Annotated in this window: 5 protein-coding genes and 5 pseudogenes; all 10 read left to right on the top strand. The window is 71.2% G+C overall.

What is annotated here, in order from left to right; genetic code table 11:
• Positions 1-20: 20 nt before the first annotated feature.
• Entirely contained in the window at positions 21-485 is a 465-nt protein-coding gene (locus E6W39_RS38920) for a hypothetical protein (protein ID WP_407658344.1), read from the top strand.
• Positions 486-525: 40 nt separating this feature from the next.
• Positions 526-663, top strand: a complete 138-nt coding sequence (locus E6W39_RS43910; RefSeq protein WP_181799016.1) for a hypothetical protein — start codon at positions 526-528, stop codon at positions 661-663.
• Complete coding sequence (locus tag E6W39_RS38910; protein WP_181799015.1) at positions 660-818, top strand: hypothetical protein; 159 nt, start codon at positions 660-662, stop codon at positions 816-818. Before E6W39_RS43910 ends, E6W39_RS38910 begins: the two co-directional genes overlap by 4 nt.
• 35 nt (positions 819-853) lie before the next feature.
• The gene (locus tag E6W39_RS00855) at positions 854-2,305 is read left to right on the top strand and encodes a beta-ketoacyl reductase (RefSeq protein WP_141631767.1); all 1,452 of its coding nucleotides are present in this window, start codon (positions 854-856) and stop codon (positions 2,303-2,305) included.
• 55 nt (positions 2,306-2,360) lie between these two features.
• Positions 2,361-9,664, top strand: a pseudogene (locus E6W39_RS44480) (type I polyketide synthase); the annotation flags it as partial.
• A 24-nt stretch (positions 9,665-9,688) separates the two neighbouring features.
• On the top strand, positions 9,689-11,872 hold the full coding sequence (locus E6W39_RS44475) for an SDR family NAD(P)-dependent oxidoreductase (protein WP_456152130.1): 2,184 nt from the start codon (positions 9,689-9,691) through the stop codon (positions 11,870-11,872).
• Positions 11,873-11,921: 49 nt separating this feature from the next.
• Positions 11,922-16,848, top strand: a pseudogene (locus tag E6W39_RS44470) (type I polyketide synthase).
• A 151-nt stretch (positions 16,849-16,999) separates the two neighbouring features.
• Positions 17,000-20,257: pseudogene (locus E6W39_RS43375) on the top strand (type I polyketide synthase); the annotation flags it as partial.
• A pseudogene (locus tag E6W39_RS43895) lies at positions 20,164-22,845 on the top strand (SDR family NAD(P)-dependent oxidoreductase). The pseudogenes E6W39_RS43375 and E6W39_RS43895, both read left to right, overlap by 94 nt.
• Positions 22,752-22,964 (top strand): annotated as a pseudogene (locus tag E6W39_RS43355) (ketoacyl-synthetase C-terminal extension domain-containing protein); the annotation flags it as partial. The pseudogenes E6W39_RS43895 and E6W39_RS43355, both read left to right, overlap by 94 nt.
• Between the last annotated feature and the right edge of the window lie 25 nt (positions 22,965-22,989).

Here is a 22,989-nt window from a genome sequence, read left to right as displayed (position 1 = left end):
GCCTTCCAACGCCAGCGCTACTGGCCGACGAACGCACCTGCCCGCACCCCCGCCACCGATGCCGTGGACGAGCAGTTCTGGAGGTTGTCCAGGGCGAAGACCTGGAAGGACTGGCCCGCATCCTGGACCTGGGCGACGACGCCCACGGGACTCTGGGCACCGTCCTGCCCGCGCTCTCGACCTACCGCCGACGCCGGCGCGAGAAGTCTGCCGGGACGGGTGGCGCTACCGGGTGGTCTGGGAGCCGATGGCTTCCCCGCAGCCCGCGCCGGAGGACGGCTTTGCCGGCAGTGGCTGCTGGTGACAGCCGCCGGGGCGGCCGACGCCGGCTGGGCGGGTGCCATCGCCGAGGCAGTCGACACAGCGGGCGGCGAGGTCCGCGTGCTGCAACTCGACCCTGCGGACGCCGCCGACGCCGACCGTGCCGGCCTGGCCCGGCGGATCGTCGAAGCCGTCGGCGCCGATCGAACCGGCGGAGCGGGTGAGGCCGCCCCTGAAGGCGGATTTGCCGGTGTCATCTCGCTGTTGGGGCTGGACGAGCGGGCGATGCCCGACCGCGCGGGCGTGGGCGCCGGCCTGGCAGCGACCCTGCTCCTGGTGCAGGCGCTCGGCGACGCAGGTGTCGCCGCTCCGCTCTGGGTGTTGACGCAGGCGCCGTCATGACCGACCGGTCGGAGTACCTGATCGCCCCCGAGCAGGCTCAGATCTGGGGGCTCGGACGCGTCGCCGCGCTGGAACACCCCAGCCGCTGGGGCGGGTTGGTCGATCTGCCGGAGAAGCCGGACGCACGGCGCTGGACCGGCTGCTCGCCGCACTGACCAACGGGGATGGCGAGGACCAGCTGGCGGTCCGGATGTCAGGCACCTTCGCCCGACGGCTGGTTCGCGCTCCCGGCGCTGACAGGGCGGTTCCGGCGCACGAGTGGCAGCCGTCCGGCACAGTGCTGGTCACCGGTGGCACAGGCGCCCTGGGCGGCCACGTGGCCCGCTGGCTGGCCGGCAACGGGGCACAGCACCTGCTGTTGGTGAGCCGGCGGGGCTTGCAGGCACCGGGTGCGGACGAGTTGTCCGCCGAACTGACCGCGCTGGGTGCCGAGGTGACGATCGCGGCCTGCGACATCGCCGACCGCGACGCCCTGTCCGCGCTGCTGGACGGCATTCCGGCCGAGCATCCGCTGACCGCCGTCGTCCACACCGCCGGTGACGGATCGTCGGCGCTGCTGGACGACTGCGGACTGGACGACCTGGCCGGCGTCGTGCGGGCCAAGGTCGCGGGTGCGGTGAACCTCGATGACCTGTTGGGCGACCGGGAGTTGGACGCCTTCGTGCTCTTCTCCTCGAACGCCGGCGTCTGGGGCAGTGGTGGTCAGGGGGCTTATGCCGCGGCGAACGCGTTCCTGGACGCACTGGCCGAGCGGCGAAAGCTCGAAGGCCGTCCGGCGCTGTCCGTGGCCTGGGGTGCCTGGGCCGGGTCGGGCATGGCCGCCGACGAGGCCGTCGCCGAGCAGCTTCGGCGCCGGGGCGTGCTGGAGATGTCCCCGGCTCTCGCGGTGGCCCTGCTGGTGCAGGCGGTCGGTGAGGAGGCCGCGTGCCTGACCGTGGCGGACGTGGACTGGGAGCGGTTCGCGCCCGCGTTCACCTCGGTCCGCCGCAGTGCGTTGATCAGCAGGATCCCGGAAGCGGCCCGGGCTCTCGAACCCGCCGAGGGTGCGAACGGGGACGCGAGCCAGGACGAGGACCGGGCCCAGCAGCTGCGCGACCGGCTGGCCGCGGCGATTCCGGCTGAACAGCGGCGTATCCTGGTCGAGTTGGTGCGCGAACACGTGGCGGCCGTGCTGGGCCACGCGTCGACGTCGTCGGTGGAGCCGACCGCGGCCTTCTCGGAGCTCGGCTTCGACTCGCTCTCCGCGGTTCGGCTGCGCAACCAGCTGAACGCCGCCACGGGCCAGCGGCTGCCCGCGACAGCGGTCTTCGACTACCCGACCACCGCGGCTCTGTCCGACTACCTGCTGACCTGCCTGGTCGACGGTGAGGCGAGCCCGGACTCCTTCGTGCTGGCGGAGTTGGACAAGCTCGATCCGCTGATCGCCACCGCTTCGACGGACCAGTCGGGCAGCCGCAGGATCGAGGCGCGCCTGGAGGCCCTGCTCGCCAGGATCCGGGAGTCACGCGGCGGATCCGCGCTGTCCGGCCGGGCGGGAGGCACGGACGCGGACACCGACCCGGGGCTCGTGCTCGACCAGCTCGACGCGGCGACCCCCGACGAGATCCTCAACTTCATCGACCAGCAGTTCGGGCGCTCCTGACCCCGTCTCCTCCCCCCACAGCTACCTGAACCGGCACGACGCAAGGGAATGAACGATGGCGAACGAAGAGAAGCTCGTCGACTACCTGAAGTGGATGACGGCCGACCTGCACAAGACCCGGGAGCGGGTCCGCGAGCTTGAGGAGTCCGCGCGGGAGCCGATCGCGATCGTGGGGATGAGCTGCCGCTACCCGGGTGGTGTGCGCTCGCCGGAGGACCTCTGGAAGCTCGTCATGGACGGCGCGGACGCGGTCTCCGGCTTCCCCGAGGACCGTGGTTGGAACGTGGACGGGCTCTACGACCCCGACCCGGAGCGCTCCGGCACGTCGTACGTCCGGGACGGCGGCTTCCTCTACAACGCCGGCGACTTCGATGCGGACTTCTTCGGGATCTCGCCGCGTGAGGCGCTGGCGATGGACCCGCAGCAGCGGCTGCTGCTGGAGACCTCCTGGGAGGCCTTCGAGCGGGCCGGCATCGACCCGCTGTCCGTGCAGGGAAGCGACACCGGCGTCTTCGCGGGCGTCATGTACAACGACTACGCCTCCGCGGTGAAGCAGGCCTCCGACGCGTTCGAGGGCTTCCTGGTCACCGGGAACCTCAGCTGCGTCGTGTCCGGGCGCATCTCCTACACCCTGGGCCTGGAGGGGCCCGCCGTCAGCCTGGACACGGGATGCTCGTCGTCGCTGGTCACCCTTCACATGGCCTGCGAGGCGCTGCGCAAGCAGGAGTGCTCCTTGGCGCTGGCCGGCGGCGTGTCGGTGATGGCGACGCCGGGTGCGTTCGTCGAGTTCTCCCGGCAGCAGGGCCTCTCCTCGGACGGCCGGTGCAAGGCGTTCGCGGATGCGGCGGACGGCACGGGCTGGGCCGAGGGCGTCGGCATGCTGCTGCTGGAGCGGCTGTCGGACGCGGTGGCGAACGGGCACAAGGTCCTTGCGGTGGTGCGGGGTTCGGCCGTCAATCAGGACGGTGCGTCGAATGGTCTGACGGCGCCGAACGGTCCGTCGCAGCAGCGGGTGATCCGGCAGGCGCTGGCGAATGCGCGCCTGACGACCGGTGATGTGGACGTGGTGGAGGGGCACGGGACCGGGACGCGGCTGGGTGACCCGATCGAGGCGCAGGCGCTGCTGGCGACCTACGGTCAGGGACGCGATGCCGAACTTCCCCTGTGGCTCGGTTCGTTGAAGTCGAACATCGGTCACACCCAGGCGGCTGCCGGTGTCGGTGGTGTGATCAAGATGGTGATGGCGATGCGGGAGGGCGTGCTTCCGCAGACCCTGCATGTGGATGAGCCGTCGCGCGCGGTCGACTGGTCAGCGGGCGCGGTGGAGCTGTTGACGAAGTCGCAGGCGTGGCCGGAGGTGGATCGTCCTCGGCGTGCGGGTGTGTCGTCGTTCGGGGTGAGTGGGACGAATGCGCACGTGATTCTGGAGCAGGTCGAGGAACCGGCGGAGACGGCTGTTGAAGAGCCTGTGGTCGGGCTTTCGGTGGTGCCGTTGGTGGTGTCGGGCAAGTCCGAGGCGGCGGTGCGGGGTCAGGCGGCGGCGCTGCTGGAGCAACTGGAGGCCGAGTCGGGGCTGGGGCTGCTGGATACGGCATTCTCGCTGGTTTCGTCGCGGTCGGTGTTCGGGTCCCGGGCGGTGGTGTTGGGCTCCGAGCGCAATGAAATTGTCGCGGGGCTCCGTGAGTTGGCGTCGGGTGGGGTGTCCTCGGGTGTGGTGTCGGGGTCGGTGGTTGATGGTGGTGTGGTGTTTGTTTTCCCGGGTCAGGGGTCGCAGTGGCTGGGGATGGCGGGGGAGTTGCTGGGGTCGTCGGAGGTGTTCGCGGCGCGGATGGGTGAGTGCGAGCGGGCCTTGGGCGAGTTGGTGGGCTGGTCGTTGGGTGAGGTGGTGCGTTCGGGTGATGAGGGGTGGTTGGAGCGGGTTGATGTGGTGCAGCCGGTGTTGTGGGCGGTGATGGTGTCGCTGGCGGAGGTGTGGCGGTCCTACGGGGTTGAGCCGGCGGTGGTGGTGGGGCATTCGCAGGGTGAGATCGCGGCGGCGGTGGTTGCGGGTGGGTTGTCGTTGGAGGACGGTGCGCGGGTGGTGGTGCTGCGCTCGAAGGCCATTGCGGAGGAGTTGGCTGGTTCGGGTGGCATGGTGTCGGTGGGCGCGGGTGCTGGTGAGGTGCGCGGGCTGTTGGGGCAGTGGGGTGGGGAGGGTGTGTCGGTTGCGGCGGTCAACGGCGTTGCCTCGACGGTGGTTTCGGGTCCGACCGTGCCGCTGGAGGAGTTCATGGCGTGGTGTGAGGGTCGTGGGGTGCGGGTGCGGCGGATCCCGGTGGACTACGCCTCGCATTCGCAGATGGTGGAGGGCCTGCGCGAGCGTCTGGCCCGCGACCTGGCGCCGATCGTGCCGGTCTCCGGCCAGGTGCCGTTCTGGTCGACCGTGACCGGCGGTTTGCTGGACACCAAGGAGCTCGACGCCGGGTACTGGTACACCAACCTGCGTCAGACGGTGGAGTTCCGTCACGGCGTCGAAGGCCTTCTGGCGGACGGTCACGGCCTGTTCATCGAGGTCAGCTCCCACCCCGTCCTGGTCCCTGCGATCGAGGAGGTCATCGGCGAGCAGGACACCGTCGCCGCGGCGATCGGCACCCTGCGTCGTGGTGAGGGCGGTTGGGCGCGTCTGACTGCGTCGCTGGCGCAGGCGTTCGTGCACGGCGCCCCGGTCGCCTGGCCGACCCTGTTCGAGGGCACCGGCGCGCACCGCGTCGACGTGCCCACGTACGCGTTCCAGCATCAGCGTTTCTGGCTGGAGGTGCCGCTGCGGGGTGAGGCCGCCGTGGTGGATCCGGTGGATGAGGCGTTCTGGCGTGCGGTGGAGCAGGCGGATGTGTCGTCTGTTTCGGATGTGTTGGGTCTGGATGACGGGCAGGAGGCGTCGCTGGGAGCGGTGCTTCCGGTGCTGTCGTCGTGGCGTCGGCAGGTGCGGGAGGACTCGACGGTCGACGGGTGGCGCTACCGCACCACCTGGAAGCGCACCACGGTCCCGAACTCGCCTTCGCCGACCGGTAAGTGGCTCGTCGTCACCGCGGCCGAGGGCGACACGCGGTCGGTGGAGCTATGCCTGGACGCGCTGCGGGGCGCCGGTGCCGAGGCCGAGGTGATCGAGGTCGAAGCGGTGGCGGCGGACCGAGTCAGGCTGGCCGAACAGCTGGCGGACTTCGGGCACGTCGACGGCGTGCTCTCGCTGCTGGCTTCTGCCGAGGGCGAGCACCTGGCCGGAGATGCCGTGCCGGCAGGGCTGGCGGCGACCGTGCTCCTGGTGCAGGCACTGGGTGATGCGGCCGTGACCGCTCCGCTGTGGGTGGTCACCAGTGGCGCGGTGTCGGTCGGCGCGGAAGACCACGTCCTGAGCCCGGTCCAGGCGCAGCTGTGGGGCCTGGGCCGGGTCGCTGCGCTGGAGTACTCGGAGCGCTGGGGCGGGCTCGTCGATCTGGCCTGGGAGCAGGACGATCAGCGGGTGCGAGAAGGGCTGCTGGCGGCGCTGGCAGGTGCCGTCGAGGACCAGGTGGCCGTACGCGCGTCGGGAATGTTCGTCCCCCGCATGCTGGAGGCGCGGTTGGGCGGGCGTTCCGCGAAGCGTCAATGGCGCCCGTCGGGCACGGTGCTGGTCACGGGTGGCACGGGTGCGCTGGGCGCGCAGGTGGCCCGGTGGTTGGCCGGCCATGGGGCCGAGCACCTGCTGCTGGTGAGCCGGCGTGGTCCGCAGGCACCGGGAGCGGATGAGCTCGCGGCCGAACTGACCGCGCTGGGTGCGAAGGTGACGATCGCGGCCTGCGACATCGCCGACCGCGACGCCCTGTCCGCGCTGCTGGACGGCATCCCGACCGAGTACCCGCTGACCGCGGTGATGCACACCGCCGTTGCCCTGGACGACGGCATGCTGGACTCGCTCACGGTCGGGCGCTTCGACACCGTGCTCCGATCCAAGGCCACGGCGGCCTGGAACCTGCACGAGGCGACCCGGGACCGCGAGCTCTCGGCCTTCGTCCTGTTCTCCTCGCTGGTGGGAACGCTGCCGTCGCTGGGACAGGCCAACTACGCACCGGCCAACACCTACCTGGATGCCCTGGCGGAGTTCCGCCGGGCGCACGGGCTCACCGCGACGTCGGTGGTCTGGGGCGCGTGGGGCGGCGCCGGACTGGCCACCGGTGAAACCGCTCAGCAGCAGCTGAGCCGCAACGGCATCCCCCCGATGGCGCCCGACCTCGGCATCAAGGCGCTCCAGCAGGCACTGGATCACGACGAGACCGTCGTGGTGGTCGCCGATGTGGACTGGTCGCGGCTCGAACAGCGACTCAACGCCCTGCGGAGCACCCCGCTCATCGCGGACCTGCCCCGGGTGCGCAGCCTCCGCGCAGCCGCGCCCGGTGCCGCCGGTACCACCGCCGGCACCGGGACCCTCGCCGACCGCCTGAAGGGGCTCGGCAGGGAGGAGCAGGAGCGGCAGATCCTCGACCTGGTGCGATCGCACGTAGCCACCGTCCTGGGACACGAGTCGGCGGACGGGATCCACGAGCGCCGCGCGTTCAAGGAGCTCGGCTTCGACTCGCTGACCGCCGTCCAACTCCGCAACCGGCTGGCTACGGCCACCGGCACCCGCCTGCCCGCGACCCTCGTCTTCGACTACCCGACGCCCGAGGCGCTGGCCCGCCACCTCGGCGGCCAGCTGCTGGGCATCCAGCCGGACGCCTCGGTCGTGCCCGTCGGTGCCGGAGCCGCCGCGATGGCGGACGAGCCGATCGCGATCGTGGGGATGAGCTGTCGCTTCCCCGGCGGCGTGCGTTCGCCCGAAGAGCTGTGGCGCCTGGTCGCTGACGGCGTCGACGCGGTCTCCGGTTTCCCTGCCGACCGCGGTTGGGACATGGGCAGCCTGTACGACCCCGACCCCGAGGTGCCGGGCAAGTCCTACGCCCGCGAAGGCGCGTTCCTGCAGAACGCCGAGGACTTCGACCCGGGGTTCTTCGGGATCTCGCCGCGTGAGGCGCTCGCGATGGACCCGCAGCAGCGCCTGCTGCTGGAAACCTCCTGGGAGGTGCTGGAGCGTGCCGGTATCGCGCCGGACCGGCTCAAGGGCAGCGCTACCGGCGTCTTCATCGGCACCAACGGCCAGAGCTACGTCCCGCTCCTGATGGAGAACGCCGGGGAGGCCAGTGAGCTCGAGGGCTATGTGATGACCGGGAACACGGCGAGTGTGATGTCGGGCCGGGTGTCGTACGTCTTCGGCCTGGAGGGCCGGCGGTGACGGTGGACACGGCGTGTTCGTCGTCGCTGGTGGCGCTGCACCTGGCTGCGCAGGCGCTGCGCTCGGGCGAGTGCGACCTGGCGCTGGCCGGCGGTGTGACCGTGATGTCGACGCCGGGCGCGTTCGTGGAGTTCTCGCGGCAGCGCGGTCTGGCCGCCGACGGTCGGTGCAAGGCGTTCGCCGATGCGGCGGACGGCACCGGCTGGGGCGAGGGTGTCGGCGTGCTGCTGGTCGAGCGACTCTCGGACGCGGTGGCGAACGGCCACAACGTCCTTGCGGTGGTGCGGGGTTCGGCGGTGAACCAGGACGGTGCGTCGAATGGGCTGACGGCGCCGAACGGTCCGTCGCAGCAGCGGGTGATCCGGCAGGCGCTGGCCAACGCCGGCTTGTCCACCTCGGAGGTCGACGTCGTCGAGGCGCACGGACGGGGACGCGGTTGGGTGACCCGATCGAGGCGCAGGCGCTGCTGGCGACCTACGGTCAGGGGCGTGATGCCGAACTTCCGCTGTGGTTGGGCTCGTTGAAGTCGAACATCGGTCACACGCAGGCTGCTGCCGGTGTGGCGGGTGTGATCAAGATGGTGATGGCGATGCGGGAGGGTGTTCTCCCGGAGACGCTGCATGTCGATGAGCCGTCGCAGGAGGTGGATTGGGCCTCCGGTGCGGTGGAGTTGCTGACCGAGCGGCGGGCATGGCCGGAGGTTGGGCGTCCTCGGCGTGCGGGTGTGTCGTCGTTCGGTGTGAGTGGACGAATGCGCACGTGATCCTGGAGCAGGCGGAGGAGCCTGCGTTGGCGGTTGTCGCGGAGCCTGTGGTTGGGCTTCCGGTGGTGCCGTTGGTGGTGTCCGGTAAGTCTGAGGCGGCGGTGCGGGGGCAGGCTTCGGCGCTGTTGGAGTGGGTGCGTGAGGGTGATGTCCGGGTGCTGGATGCGGCGTTCTCGGTGTTGACGTCGCGTTCGGTGTTGGAGCATCGGGCGGCTGTGGTGGCGGCGGATCGTGGTGAACTGCTCGCTGCTCTGGGTGGGTTGGCGTCGGGTGCGGTCGGGGTCTCGGGCACGGTGTCTGGGCGCTTGGGGCGGTGTTCTCGGGTCAGGGTTCGCAGTGGGCTGGCATGGGACGGGAGTTGGGTGAGGCGTTCCCGGTGTTCGCACGAGCCCATGAGGAGGTCTGCGGGCAGCTGGGCGTGAAGTTGCCTGAGGGTGAGGAGTTGAACCAGACGGGGTTTGCGCAGCCGGCGATTTTCGCGTTGGAGGTGGCGCTGTACCGGCTGTTGGAGTCGTGGGGTGTGACGGCCGGTGTGCTGGCTGGGCATTCGGTGGGTGAGATCGCGGCCGCACACATCGCGGGGGTGTTGTCGCTGGAGGATGCGTGTGCGCTGGTGGTGGCGCGCGGCCGGCTGATGCAGGCGCTGCCGACGGGTGGCGCGATGGTCGCGGTCGGCGGGTCCGAGGAGACGGTCCGGGCCGTGATCGAGGGCGTGGAGGGTGTGTGGGTGGCGGCGGTGAACGGTCCGTCGTCGGTGGTGCTGTCCGGGCACGAGGAACCGGTGCTGGCTGCTGCGGCTGTTTTGGCCGAGCAGGGGTGCCGTACGCGGCGTCTGACGGTCAGTCATGCGTTCCATTCGGGCCTGATGGATCCGATGCTGGAGGAGTTCGCGGGCGTCGTGGCCGGGTTGGACCTTCGCGAGCCGATGCTGCCGCTGGTCTCCACCGTCACCGGCCGGGTGGAGTCGGAGCTGTGGACGCAGCCGCAGTACTGGGTGCGCCAGGTTCGCGACGCGGTGCGTTTCGCCGATGGCGTTGCCGCCATGTTGGACTTGGGTGTTGGCAGCTTCGTCGAGGTCGGCCCGGACGCGGTGCTGTCCGGCATGGTCGCCGAGTGCCTGCCCCAGGACGGCCCGGCCCGCGGCGTGGTGCCGACCATGCGCTCGGGACGCGACCAGGTCCGTGGCGTGATGGAGGCGCTGGCGCGCCTGCACGCCACCGGCACCCCGGTTGCCTGGGACGCACTGTTCGAGGGCACCGGTGCCCACCGCATCGACCTGCCGACCTACGCCTTCCAACGCCAACGCTACTGGTTGGAGGCCTCCGAGCGGCCGGCTGTGGAGACTCTGTCATCGGACGCAGTGGACGGCCGGTTCTGGGAGGTCGTGGAGCGCGGTGACTTGGCCGGGCTGAGCGCGGCGCTGGGCGTGGCCGATGAGCAGGCGGAGTCGCTGGAGGCGGTGCTGCCGGTGCTGTCGTCGTACCGGCAGCGGGTCCGCAAGCAGTCCGCCACCGACCAGTGGCGCTACCGCATCACCTGGGAGGCTCTTGCCGAGAGCACCCATCACGCGCTGCCGGGCAAGTGGCTGGTCGTGGCGCCCGAGGGCGTCGACGAGCACGACGCTGCCTGGATCGACACCTGCGTCACCGCGCTGCGCAGTCGGCACCAGGAGACCGAGCTGATCAGCCTCGCTCTCCAGACGGTGGACCGCGCCGGCCTGGCCGAGCGCCTGGCAGCAGTGGGCGAGTTCGCGGGTGTGCTGTCGCTGCTGGCGCTGGATGAGCGGCCGATGGCTGCGGATGGTCATCTGGCTGCGGGGTTGGCGGGGACGCTGCTTTTGGTGCAGGCGCTGGGTGACGCTGGTGTGGCGGCTCCGCTGTGGGCGGTCACCCGTGGTGCGGTGTCGGTGGGCGCGGACGGCGATCGTGTGCTGAGCCCGGTTCAGGCGCAGGTGTGGGGTCTTGGCCGGGTGGCGGCGTTGGAGCACGCGGATCTCTGGGGTGGTCTGGTCGATCTGCCGGAGGTGCTGGGCGAGGGCGTGGTGCGGCGCCTGGTGGGTGTGCTGGCGTCCGGTCCCGGTGCGGGTGGTGTGGTCGAGGACCAGGTGGCGGTCCGGGGTTCGGGGGTGTTCGGACGGCGTTTGGTGCGTGCGGTGCCCGCCGGGGCGGGGGCGGTGCGCGACTGGCGTCCGTCGGGCACGGTGCTGGTGACGGGTGGCACGGGTGCGCTGGGTGGTCATGTGGCTCGGTGGTTGGCCGGCCATGGGGCCGAGCACCTGCTGCTGGTGAGCCGGCGTGGCCCGCAGGCGCCCGGTGCGGATGACCTCGCGGCCGAACTGACCGCGCTGGGTGCGAAGGTGACGATCGCGGCCTGCGACATCGCCGACCGCGACGCCCTGTCCGCACTGCTGGACGGCATCCCGGCCGAGCACCCGCTCACCGCCGTCGTCCACACCGCCGGTGTGAGCACCTTCGGCAACCTCGCGGACAGCGAACCGGCCGACCTCGAGCAGATGTTGAGCGGCAAGGCGGCCGGTGCGGCCCACCTGGACGAACTCCTCGCGGAGCGTCCGCTCGACGCCTTCGTGCTGTTCTCCTCTAACGCCGGTGTCTGGGGCAGCGGCGGCCAGGGAGCGTACGCCGCAGCGAACGCGTACCTGGACGCACTGGCGGAGAGCCGGCACCAGCGCGGCCTGGCGGCGACCTCGATCGCCTGGGGCGTCTGGCGCGGTGACGGCATGGGCGCGGACGCGGAGGTGGTGGAGCACCTGCGCCGTCGTGGCCTGGTCGAGATGGCACCGGAAAGCGCCGTGTCGGCGCTGGTGCGGGCCGTCGGTGAGGCGGAGCCGTGCGTCACCGTCTCCGACGTGGACTGGCAGCGTTTCGCGGTCGCGTTCACCTCGGTTCGGCCCAGCAGCCTGATCGGCCGGGTGCCGGAAGCGGCTCGCGCGCTGGAGGCCCTCGTGGACGGCGCCGGTGACCGCGAGGACGAGGCGCTGCGCAGCTTGCGGGAGCGGGTCGGCCGTGCGTCCGGCACTGACCGTCGGCGGATCCTGGTCGATCTGGTGCGGACCGAGGTGGCGGTGGTGCTGGGCCACGGATCCGGTGCGGCCGTCGACCCGGAGCGCGGCTTCACGGAGCTCGGCTTCGACTCGCTGACCGCGGTGGAGCTGCGGAACCGGCTGCAGAAGGCCACGGGTGTGTCGCTGCCGGCAACCGCGGTCTTCGACTACCCGACCACGCAGGAACTGGCCGAGTTCCTGCGCGTCGGACTCGTGCCGGACGAGCTTGCCGGCGAGGCGCTGGTCCGGGCGGAGATCGACCGCATCGACGCGGTGCTCTCCGGTATCGCTGTCGCAGAACTGGCGACCTCGGACATCGAGGAGCGGTTGGAGAGCTTGCTGGCGAAGGTGAAGAAGGCCCGGAGCGCGGAGTCCGGAAACCTGGCCGCCGATCAGCTCGATGCGGCGTCCGACGACGAGATCTTCGACATCATCGGCAAGCGGTTCGGGATTTCGTAGCTCGCCTCTGCCCCCTTCATCTTCCTCATCTGATTGGAACGGACATAGCCTGATGGCTGCCGAAGAGAAGCTTCGTTATTTCCTGAAGCGGGTCATGGTCGATCTCGATGATGCCCGTGAGCGCGTTCGCGAGCTGGAGGAGGGCTCGCGGGAGCCGATCGCCATCGTCGGCATGAGTTGCCGCTACCCCGGGGTGTGCGCTCGCCCGAGGACCTGTGGCGACTCGTGGCCGACGGCGTCGACGGCGTTGCCGGCTTTCCCACGGACCGGGGTTGGGACGTCGACGGTCTCTACGACCCCGACCCCGAGGCCCAGGGAAAGTCGCATGCTCGTGAGGCGGATTCCTGCACGACGCCGCCGAGTTCGATGCGGACTTCTTCGGAATCAGCCCGCGTGAGGCGCTGGCGATGGACCCGCAGCAGCGGCTGCTGCTGGAGGCCTCGTGGGAGCTCTTCGAGCGCGCGGGACTCGACCCGCACGCCTACAAGGGCAGCGAGACCGGTGTCTTCGTCGGCGCTTCCTACAACGAGTACGGGGCCGAGGCGGGCAAGGCGTCGGACGGGGCGGGCGACTACCTGCTGACCGGCAGCCTGACGAGCGTGGTCTCGGGTCGGGTGTCGTACGTGTTCGGCCTGGAGGGGCCGGCGGTGACGGTGGACACCGCGTGCTCGTCATCGCTGGTGGCACTGCACCTGGCGGTCCAGGCGCTGCGGGCGGGTGAGTGCTCGCTGGCGCTGGCCGGTGGTGCGACGGTGATGTCCACCCCGGGTGCGTTCGTCGAGTTCAGCCGCCAGCGCGGGCTTTCGGCGGACGGCCGGTGCAAGGCGTTCGCGGACGCGGCGGACGGAATGGGCTGGGGCGAGGGCGTCGGGCTGGTGCTCGTGGAGCGGTTGTCGGATGCGGTGGCGAACGGGCACAAGGTGCTTGCGGTGGTGCGGGGTTCGGCGGTGAACCAGGACGGCGCCAGCAGTGGCCTGACCGCGCCGAACGGTCCGTCGCAGCAGCGGGTGATCCGGCAGGCGCTCGCCAACGCCGGGCTGTCCACCGCGGAGATCGATGTGGTGGAGGGGCACGGGACGGGGACGCGGTTGGGCGACCCGATCGAGGCGCAGGCGCTGCTGGCGACCTACGGCCGGGATCGGTCGGCCGAACAGCCGCTCTGGCTAGGCTCGTTGAAGTCGAACATCGGTCACACGCAGGCGGCTGCCGGTGTCGGTGGTGTGATCAAGATGGTGATGGCGCTGCGGGAGGGCGTGCTTCCGCAGACCCTGCACGTGGACGAGCCGTCGCGCCAGGTGGACTGGTCGGCGGGTGCGGTGGAGCTGTTGACGAAGTCGCGGGCGTGGCCTGAGGTGGATCGTCCTCGGCGTGCGGGCGTGTCGTCGTTCGGTGTGAGTGGGACGAATGCGCACGTGATTCTGGAGCAGGTCGAGGAACCCGTGGCGGTGGAGCCTGACTCGGTGGTTGGGCTTCCGGTGGTGCCGTTGGTGGTGTCGGGCAAGTCCGAGGCGGCGGTGCGGGGTCAGGCGGCGGCGCTGTTGGAGCGGTTGGAGGCCGATCCGGCGCTGGGGTTGCTGGATGTGGGTCAGTCGCTGGTGTCGTCCCGTTCGGTGTTCGGGCACCGGGCGGTGGTACTGGGCTCCGAGCGCGATGAACTGCTCACGGGGCTTGGCGAGTTGGCGTCGGGCTCGGTGGTTTCGGGGTCGGTGGCCTCTGGTTCTGGTGCGGTTGATGGTGGTGTGGTGTTCGTGTTCCCGGTCAGGGGTCGCAGTGGCTGGGGATGGCGGGGGAGTTGCTGGTGGCGTCGGAGGTGTTCGCGGCCCGGATGGGTGAGTGTGAGCGGGCGCTGAGCGGCTTGGTGGGCTGGTCGTTGGGTGAGGTGGTGCGTTCGGGTGATGAGGGGTGGTTGGAGCGGGTTGATGTGGTGCAGCCGGTGTTGTGGGCGGTGATGGTGTCGCTGGCTGAGGTGTGGCGGTCGTACGGGGTTGAGCCGGCGGCTGTCGTGGGCCACAGCCAGGGTGAGATCGCGGCTGCTGTCGTCGCGGGTGGGTTGTCGTTGGAGGACGGCGCGCGGGTGGTGGTGCTGCGCTCGCTCGCGATCGCGGAGGAGTTGGCGGGGTCGGGCGGGATGGTGTCGGTGGGCGCGGGTGCCGGTGAGGTGCGCGGGCTGTTGGGGCAGTGGGGTGGGGAGGGTGTGTCGGTTGCGGCGGTCAACGGCGTTGCCTCGACGGTGGTTTCGGGCCCGACCCTGCCGCTGGAGGAGTTCATGGCGTGGTGTGAGGGTCGTGGGGTGCGGGTGCGGCGGATCCCGGTGGACTACGCCTCGCATTCGCAGATGGTGGAGGGCCTGCGCGAGCGCCTGGCCCGCGACTTGGCCCCGATCGCACCGGTCTCCGGCCAGGTGCCGTTCTGGTCGACGGTGACCGGCGGTTTCCTGGACACCAGGGAGCTCGACGCCGGGTACTGGTACACCAACCTGCGTCAGACGGTGGAGTTCCGCGACGGCATCGAGAGCCTCCTCACCCAAGGCATGGTCTGTTCATCGAGGTCAGCTCGCACCCGGTCCTGGTTCCGGCGATCGAGGAGGTCATCGGCGAGCACGACATCGAAGCTGCGGCGATCGGTACCCTGCGTCGTGGTGAGGGCGGTTGGCCGCGTCTGACCGCGTCCCTGGCGCAGGCCTTCGTGCACGGCGCCCCGGTCGCCTGGCCGACCCTGTTCGAGGGCACCGGCGCCCACCGCGCCGACCTGCCCACCTACGCCTTCCAGCACCAGCGCTACTGGCTGGACGTGCCGCTGCGCGACGACACCGCCCCGACGGACCCGGCCGACGAAGAGTTCTGGCAAGCCGTCCAGGGCGAGGACCTGGACGGACTGGCCCGCATCCTGGACCTGGGCGACGACGCCCACGGGACTCTGGGCACCGTCCTGCCCGCGCTCTCGACCTACCGCAGGCGTCGGCGCGAGAACTCCGCGACGGAGTCCTGGCGTTACCGCACCGTCTGGCGTCCACTGCCCGACCGTCCGGGCGTGCTGGTGGGCGGTGGTACATGGCTGGTTGTCGTGCCGGCGGCCCGCACCGCGAACGAGTGGCTGCCGCTGTTGCTGGACGGGCTGCGGCTCGCCGGTGCTGACAACACCGTGCTGGAGGTCGATGCTGCCACCATCGACCGTGCCGGCCTGGCCGAGCGCCTCTCCGGCATGGGCGAGGTGGCGGGTGTGCTGTCGCTGCTGGCGCTTGACGAGGGGGCGCACGCGCACGCCGACTCGGTGGCTGCGGGGGTGGCGGGGACGCTGCTCCTGGTGCAGGCGCTGGGTGACGCGGGTGTGGCGGCTCCGCTGTGGACGGTCACTCGTGGCGCGGTGTCGGTGGGCGCGGAGGACCGCATGCTGAGCCCGGTTCAGGCGCAGGTGTGGGGTCTTGGCCGGGTTGCCGCGTTGGAGCACCCGGAGCGCTGGGGGGGTCTGATTGACCTGCCGCAGGTGCTGGACGAGGGCGTGGTTCGGCGCCTGGTGGGTGTGCTGGCGTCCGGTCCCGGCGCGGGTGGTGTGGTCGAGGACCAGGTCGCGGTTCGTGGTTCGGGGTGTTCGGACGGCGTTTGGCGCGTGCGGTGCCCACCGGGGCGGGGGCGGTGCGTGACTGGCGTCCGTCGGGCACGGTGCTGGTCACCGGTGGCACGGGTGCCTTGGGAGCACACGTGGCTCGGTGGCTGGCCGGCCATGGGGCCGAGCACCTGCTGCTGGTCAGCCGGCGCGGGCTGCAGGCGCCCGGTGCGGACGACCTCGCGGCCGAACTGACCGCGCTGGGTGCGAAGGTGACGATCGCGACCTGCGACATCGCCGACCGCGACGCCCTGTCCGCGCTGCTGGACGGCATCCCGACCGAGCACCCGCTGACCGCCGTCTTCCACACCGCGGCGGTGCTGGACGACGGTGTACTCGACTCCCTGAGTGTCGATCAGTTGGACAGCGTCGCCCGGGTCAAGGCTGCATCGGCCCGCCATCTGGACGAGTTGACGCGCAGTCAGAACATCGATGCCTTTGTGCTGTTCTCGGCGCTGGCCGGCACCTTCGCCGCGTCGGGCCAGGGAAACTACGCACCCGGCAACGCCTTCCTGGATGCGCTCGCAGAGCAGCGTCGGCACGACGGCTTCACCGCGACCTCGATCGCCTGGGGCGTGTGGGGCGGCGCGGGCATGGCCGACGGCACGGCGGTCGGTGAAGTGGCCCGTCGGCACGGGATTCCCGCGATGGACCCCGATCTCGCGGTCGCGGCCATGAAGCAGGCGCTTGACCGCGACGAGACCTTCCTGGCCATCGCGGACATCGACTGGCCCCGGTTCGCGGTCGCCTACACCGCCACCCGGCCGAGCGCCTTCCTCAGCGAGCTTCCGGAGGTCCGTGAGGTCACCGCCGGTGTGGGCAGGAGCGAGCGCGCGGCCGGAGCGGCCGATGCACTGCTGGAGCGGCTGACGGGCAAGAGCGCCGAGGACCAGGTCCGGCTGCTGGCGGACCTGGTCCGGGACCACGTGGCGGCGGTGCTTGGCCACAAGTCGGCTGCCAGCATCGATCCGAAGCGGGCGTTCCGCGACCTCGGCTTCGACTCCGTCGTCGCCGTCGAACTCCGCAACCGGCTGACCACGGCCACCGGGTTGCGGCTGCCGGCCAGCCTGGTCTTCGACTACCCGACGGCCGTTCAGCTGGCCGAGCACCTGCACCGCGGTCTCACCCGGCAGGACGACGAGGCCCTGGAGGAGCGGGCCCTGGCCCAAGTGAGCGGGGTGGACGAGCTGCTGGCCCGAACCGCGGAGAACGGGGACCTGCACGCGGTGGTGCTGACCCAGCTCGAAGAGGTCCTGGCGAGGTGGAAGAGCGGTGCGTCGGACCAGGGTCGGCCGGCGGAGCGGCCCGATCTCGGAGCGGCGACGGCTGACGAGCTGATCGCCATGCTCAACCGCGACTTCGGCAAGTCGTGAGTAGCAGCAGTTCTTTGCAAGCTTTGGTCGAGTGCGGGGAGAGGGCTTTCTGATGGGCAACGAGAACGAGCTGCTGAGTCACCTGCAGTGGGCGACGGCGGAGTTGTACAAGTACCGCGAGCGTGCGACCCTCGCGGAGCAGCGGGAGCGGGAGCCGATCGCCATCATCGGCATGAGCTGCCGGTACCCGGGCGGCGTGCGCTCGCCCGAGGACCTGTGGCGGCTGGTTGCCGACGGGGTGGACGCCCTGACGCCCTTCCCGGTGGACCGCGGCTGGGACATCGACGGTCTGTACGATCCGGACCCCGACAAGTCGGGTGCCTCCTACGTCCGGAACGGTGGATTCCTCGACAGCGCAGCCGAGTTCGATGCGGACTTCTTCGGCATCTCGCCGCGTGAGGCGATGGCGATGGACCCGCAGCAACGGCTGCTACTGGAGACCTCCTGGGAGGCGTTGGAGCGCGCGGGCTTCGACCCGGAGTCGCTGCGGGGCAGCCGGACCGGTGTGTTCGCCGGGACCAACGGCCAGGACTACGCGGCGCTCGCCCAGGGCGACCCGACCCAGCTGGAGGGGTACTTCGTCACCGGCAACACGGCTGCCGTGGTGTCGGGCCGACTGTCGTACTCGCTGGGCCTGGAGGGGCCGGCGGTGACGGTTGACACGGCGTGCTCGTCGTCGCTGGTGGCGCTGCACCTGGCGGCGCAGGCGCTGCGGGCCGGCGAGTGCGACCTCGCGCTGGCCGGCGGTGTGACGGTGATGTCCAGCCCGGGTGCGTTCGTCGAGTTCAGCCGCCAGCGCGGGCTTTCGGCGGACGGCCGGTGCAAGGCGTTCGCGGATGCCGCGGACGGCACCGGTCTGGGCGAGGGCGTCGGACTCCTGCTGCTGGAGCGGCTGTCGGACGCGGTGGCGAACGGCCACAACGTGCTTGCGGTGGTGCGGGGTTCGGCCGTGAACCAGGACGGTGCGTCGAACGGGCTGACGGCGCCGAACGGTCCGTCGCAGCAGCGGGTGATCCGGCAGGCGCTGGCGAATGCGCACCTGACGACCGGTGATGTGGACGTGGTGGAGGCGCATGGCACCGGGACGCGATTGGGTGACCCGATCGAGGCGCAGGCGCTGCTGGCCACCTACGGTCAGGGCCGCGATGTCGAACAGCCGCTGTGGCTCGGCTCGGTGAAGTCCAACATCGGCCATGCACAGGCCGCCGCCGGTGTGGCGGGTGTGATCAAGATGGTGATGGCGATGCGGGAGGGTGTCCTTCCGCAGACGCTGCACGTCAATGAGCCGTCGCACGAGGTGGATTGGACCTCCGGTGCGGTGGAGTTGCTGACGGAGTCGCGGGCTTGGCCGGGGGTGGATCGTCCTCGGCGTGCGGGTGTGTCGTCGTTCGGTGTGAGTGGGACGAACGCGCACGTGATCCTGGAGCAGGCGGAGGTGCCTGCGGAGACGGTCGTTGAAGAGCCTGTGGTCGGGCTTCCGGTGGTGCCGTTGGTGGTGTCGGGCAAGTCCGAGGCGGCGGTGCGGGGTCAGGCGGCGGCGTTGGTGGAGCGGTTGGAGGCCGAGCCGGGGCTGAGCGGGCTGGACGCGGCGTTCTCGGTGCTGACGTCGCGTGCGGTGTTCGGGCACCGGGCGGTGGTGCTGGGCGCCGATCGCAGTGAACTGCTCGCAGGGCTGGGTGAGTTGGCAACCGGTGAGGCCGGCGTGGGTGTGGTTTCCGGTTCTGGTGTGGTTGATGGTGGTGTGGTGTTTGTTTTCCCGGGTCAGGGGTCGCAGTGGCTGGGGATGGCGGGGGAGTTGCTGGGGTCGTCGGAGGTGTTCGCGGCCCGGATGGGTGAGTGTGAGCGGGCGCTGAGCGGCTTGGTGGACTGGTCGTTGGGTGAGGTGGTGCGTTCCGGTGATGAGGGGTGGTTGGAGCGGGTTGATGTGGTGCAGCCGGTGTTGTGGGCGGTGATGGTGTCGCTGGCTGAGGTGTGGCGGTCGTACGGGGTTGAGCCGGCGGCTGTCGTGGGCCACAGCCAGGGTGAGATCGCGGCTGCTGTCGTCGCGGGTGGGTTGTCGTTGGAGGACGGCGCGCGGGTGGTGGTGCTGCGTTCCAAGGCCATCGCGGAGGAACTGGCCGGTTCGGGCGGGATGGTGTCGGTGGGCGCGGGTGCCGGTGAGGTGCGCGGACTGCTGGAGCAGTGGGGCGGCGATGGCGTGTCGGTTGCGGCGGTCAACGGCGTTGCCTCGACGGTGGTTTCGGGCCCGACCCTGCCGCTGGAGGAGTTCATGGCCTGGTGTGAGGGTCGTGAGGTGCGGGTGCGGCGGATCCCGGTGGACTACGCCTCGCATTCGCAGATGGTGGAGGGCCTGCGCGAGCGTCTGGCCCGCGACCTGGCGCCGATCGTGCCGGTCTCCGGCCAGGTGCCGTTCTGGTCGACCGTGACCGGCGGTTTCCTGGACACCAAGGAGCTCGACGCCGCGTACTGGTACACCAACCTGCGTCAGACGGTGGAGTTCCGCGACGGCATCGAGAACCTCCTCACCCAAGGCCACGGCCTGTTCATCGAGGTCAGCTCGCACCCCGTCCTGGTCCCGGCGATCGAGGAGGTCATCGGCGAGCAGGACACCGTCGCCGCGGCGATCGGTACCCTGCGTCGTGGTGAGGGCGGCTGGGCGCGTCTGACCGCGTCCCTGGCGCAGGCCTTCGTGCACGGCGCCCCGGTCGCCTGGCCGACCCTGTTCGAGGGCACCGGCGCCCGCCGCGTCGACCTGCCCACCTACGCTTTCCAACGCCAGCGCTACTGGCTTGACGTGCCGCTGCGCGACGACACCCTCCTGACCGACCCGGCCGACGAAGAGTTCTGGCAAGCCGTCGAGAGCCAGGACCTTGAGGCCCTGATCGCCGCCCTGCACGCAGGCGAGGGGATGGACGAGTCGCTGCGGGAAGTCCTGCCCGTGCTCTCCACCTACCGTCGCCGCCGGAACGAGAACTCCACCGCTGACTCCTGGCGTTACGGAGTCACGTGGCGCGCGCTGCCGCAGCAGGCCGCGTCGGTGCCGGCCACGCTGCCGGGAGACTGGTTGCTCGCCGTCCCGAGCGGGACTGCGGACACCGAGTGGGCCGACTCCCTGGTGAAGTCGCTGGGCCTGGAGGACCCCGCCCGGGTCATCGAGGTGGATGCCTGCCGCACCGACCGCTCGCAGCTCGCCGACCGGCTCGCCACGCTTCGGGGGACCGAGTTCGCGGGTGTGCTGTCGCTGCTGGCGCTGGATGAGCGGCCGATGGCTGCGGATGGTCATCTGGCTGCGGGTTGGCGGGGACGCTGCTTCTGGTGCAGGCCCTGGGTGACGCGGGTGTGGCGGCTCCGCTGTGGGCGGTCACCCGTGGTGCGGTGTCGGTGGGCGCGGACGGCGATCGTGTGCTGAGCCCGGTTCAGGCGCAGGTGTGGGGTCTTGGCCGGGTGGCGGCGTTGGAGCACGCGGATCTCTGGGTGGTCTGGTCGATCTGCCGGAGGTGCTGGGCGAGGGCGTGGTGCGGCGCCTGGTGGGTGTGCTGGCGTCCGGTCCCGGTGCGGGTGGTGTGGTCGAGGACCAGGTGGCGGTTCGGGGTTCGGGGTGTTCGGACGGCGTTTGGTGCGTGCGGTGCCCGCCGGGCGGGGGCGGTGCGTGACTGGCGTCCGTCGGGCACGGTGCTGGTGACGGGTGGCACGGGTGCGCTGGGTGGTCATGTGGCTCGGTGGTTGGCCGGCCATGGGGCCGAGCACCTGCTGCTGGTGAGCCGGCGTGGCCCGCAGGCGCCCGGTGCGGACGTGCTCGCGGCCGAACTGACCGCGCTGGGTGCGAAGGTGACGATCGCGGCCTGCGACATCGCCGACCGCGACGCCCTGTCCGCACTGCTGGGCGGCATCCCGACCGAGCACCCGCTCACCGCCGTCGTCCACACCGCCGGATCCGGAGGGTCGGCCCTGATCGCCGACTGCTCCCCGGCGGAGCTGGTCGCCACCGCGTCCGCGAAGATCGCGGGTGCGGTGAACCTGGACGCCCTGCTGCACGAGTCCGCGCTGGAGGCGTTCGTCGTCTTCTCCTCGAACGCCGGCACCTGGGGCAGCCGCGGTCGGGCCGGATACGCCGCCGCGACGGCCTATCTGGACGCGCTCACGCAGTGCCGCCGCGATCGCGGTCTGGCCGCGACGTCGGTCGCCTGGGGTGTCTGGGGCGGCGCGGGTGCGGCGGGCGACCCCGAGATCAGTGAGGTGGCCCAACGGCACGGCGTGCCGGTGATGGATCCGGACACGGCGCTGGTCGCCCTCCGGCAGACGCTGGACCGCGACGAGACCTGCACCGCGGTCGCCGACGTCGACTGGCCCCGGTTCACCGTGGCCTTCACCGCCAACCGGGGGAGCGCCTTCCTCGGTGAACTGCCCGAAGTGAAGAAGGCCCTCGCGGCCCAGCAGGCCGAGCCGGTCGCCAAGGCCGGGGAGGCCGGGGAGGCCGGACCGGCTGCTACCCCGCTGGTCCAGCGCCTGCTGACGATGGGTCCGGCCGACCAGAAGCACCACCTGCTGGAGCTGGTGCGGTCGCATGTCGCCGTGGTGCTCCGCCACGAGTCGGCCCACGCGATCGACGAGCGGCGGGCCTTCCGGGACCTCGGGTTCGACTCGGTCACCGCCGTCGAACTGCGCAACCGTCTCAACGCCGAGACCGGCCTGCGCCTGTCGCCCACCACGGCCTTCGACTACCCGACCGCCGAGGTGCTGGCCGAGCACCTGCGCCGCGAACTCGTCGGCGAGCAGAACGCGGCCGGGCTGCCCGCCGTGCGCGCGGCGGTGCTGGACGACGAGCCGATCGCCATCGTCGGGATGAGCTGCCGCTACCCCGGCGGCGTGCGCTCGCCCGAGGGCCTGTGGCAGCTGGTGGCCGATCATGTCGACGCGGTCTCCGGCCTGCCCGCCGACCGCGGCTGGGACATCGAGAGCCTCTACGACGAGGACCCGGACGCGGTCGGGAAGCTCTACTCCGTGGAGGGCGGCTTCCTCTACGACGCGGGCGAGTTCGACCCTGCGTTCTTCGGATCGCCCCCCGCGAGGCCCGCGCGATGGACCCGCAGCAGCGCCTGCTGCTGGAGACCTCGTGGGAGGTCTTCGAGCGGGCGGCATCGACCCGCACAGCCTGCACGGGAGCCAGACCGGCGTCTTCGTCGGGACCAACGGCCAGGACTACACGATGGTCCAGGCGAAGGCCTGGGAGGAGTCCGAGAACTACGTGCTGACCGGCGGCTCCGCCAGCGTGCTGTCCGGCCGGATCGCCTACACCTTCGGGCTGGAGGGGCCGTCCGTGTCGATCGACACGGCGTGCTCCTCGTCCCTGGTGGCGCTCCACATGGCGTGCCAGGCGCTGCGGTCGGGCGAGTGCGAGCTCGCGGTGGCCGGCGGTGCCACGGTGATGGCGACCCCGCGCTGTTCGTGGCGTTCTCGCGGCAGCAGGGGCTGGCGCGTGACGGTCGGTCCAAGGCGTTCGCCGCCGCCGCCGACGGGGCGGGCATGAGCGAGGGCGCCGGTGTGCTGCTGCTGGAGCGACTGTCCGACGCGCAGCGCAACGGCCGTACCATCCTCGCGGTGGTCCGCGGCTCGGCCGTGAACCAGGACGGTGCCTCGAACGGGCTGACGGCCCCGAACGGTCCGTCGCAGCAGCGGGTGATCCGGCAGGCGCTGGCCAACGCCGGGCTGTCCACCTCGGAGGTCGACGTCGTCGAGGCGCACGGCACCGGCACCCGGTTGGGCGACCCGATCGAGGCCCAGGCGCTGCTGGCCACCTACGGTCAGGACCGGGATGCCGAACAGCCGCTCTGGCTGGGCTCGTTGAAGTCGAACCTGGGTCATACCCAGGCGGCCGCCGGCGTGGCCGGTGTGATCAAGATGTCATGGCGATGCGGCACGGCACGATGCCGAAGTCGCTGCACATCGACGCGCCCACGCCGGACGTGGACTGGTCGGCGGGGAACGTCTCGCTGCTGACCGACGACCGGCCGTGGCCCGCCGACGAGCGGCCGCGCCGCGCCGGCGTGTCCGCCTTCGGGGTGAGCGGCACCAACGCCCACGTCATCCTGGAGGATTTCCCCGCCGAGGCCCTGGCGACCGACGCCCATGCAACCGATGCGA

It is taken from the genome of Kitasatospora acidiphila (assembly GCF_006636205.1).
Classification (GTDB): domain Bacteria; phylum Actinomycetota; class Actinomycetes; order Streptomycetales; family Streptomycetaceae; genus Kitasatospora; species Kitasatospora acidiphila.
The sequence above is the reverse complement of the archived record's forward strand: the minus strand, read 5'-3'. Positions and strand labels throughout refer to the sequence as shown.

What these genes read in the sequence shown, in the direction of transcription:
- E6W39_RS38910 (WP_181799015.1), top strand. Translation starts at nt 660, where the DNA reads ATGACCGACCGGTCGGAGTACCTGATCGCCCCCGAGCAGGCTCAGATC.
- E6W39_RS00855 (WP_141631767.1), top strand. Translation starts at nt 854, where the DNA reads ATGTCAGGCACCTTCGCCCGACGGCTGGTTCGCGCTCCCGGCGCTGAC.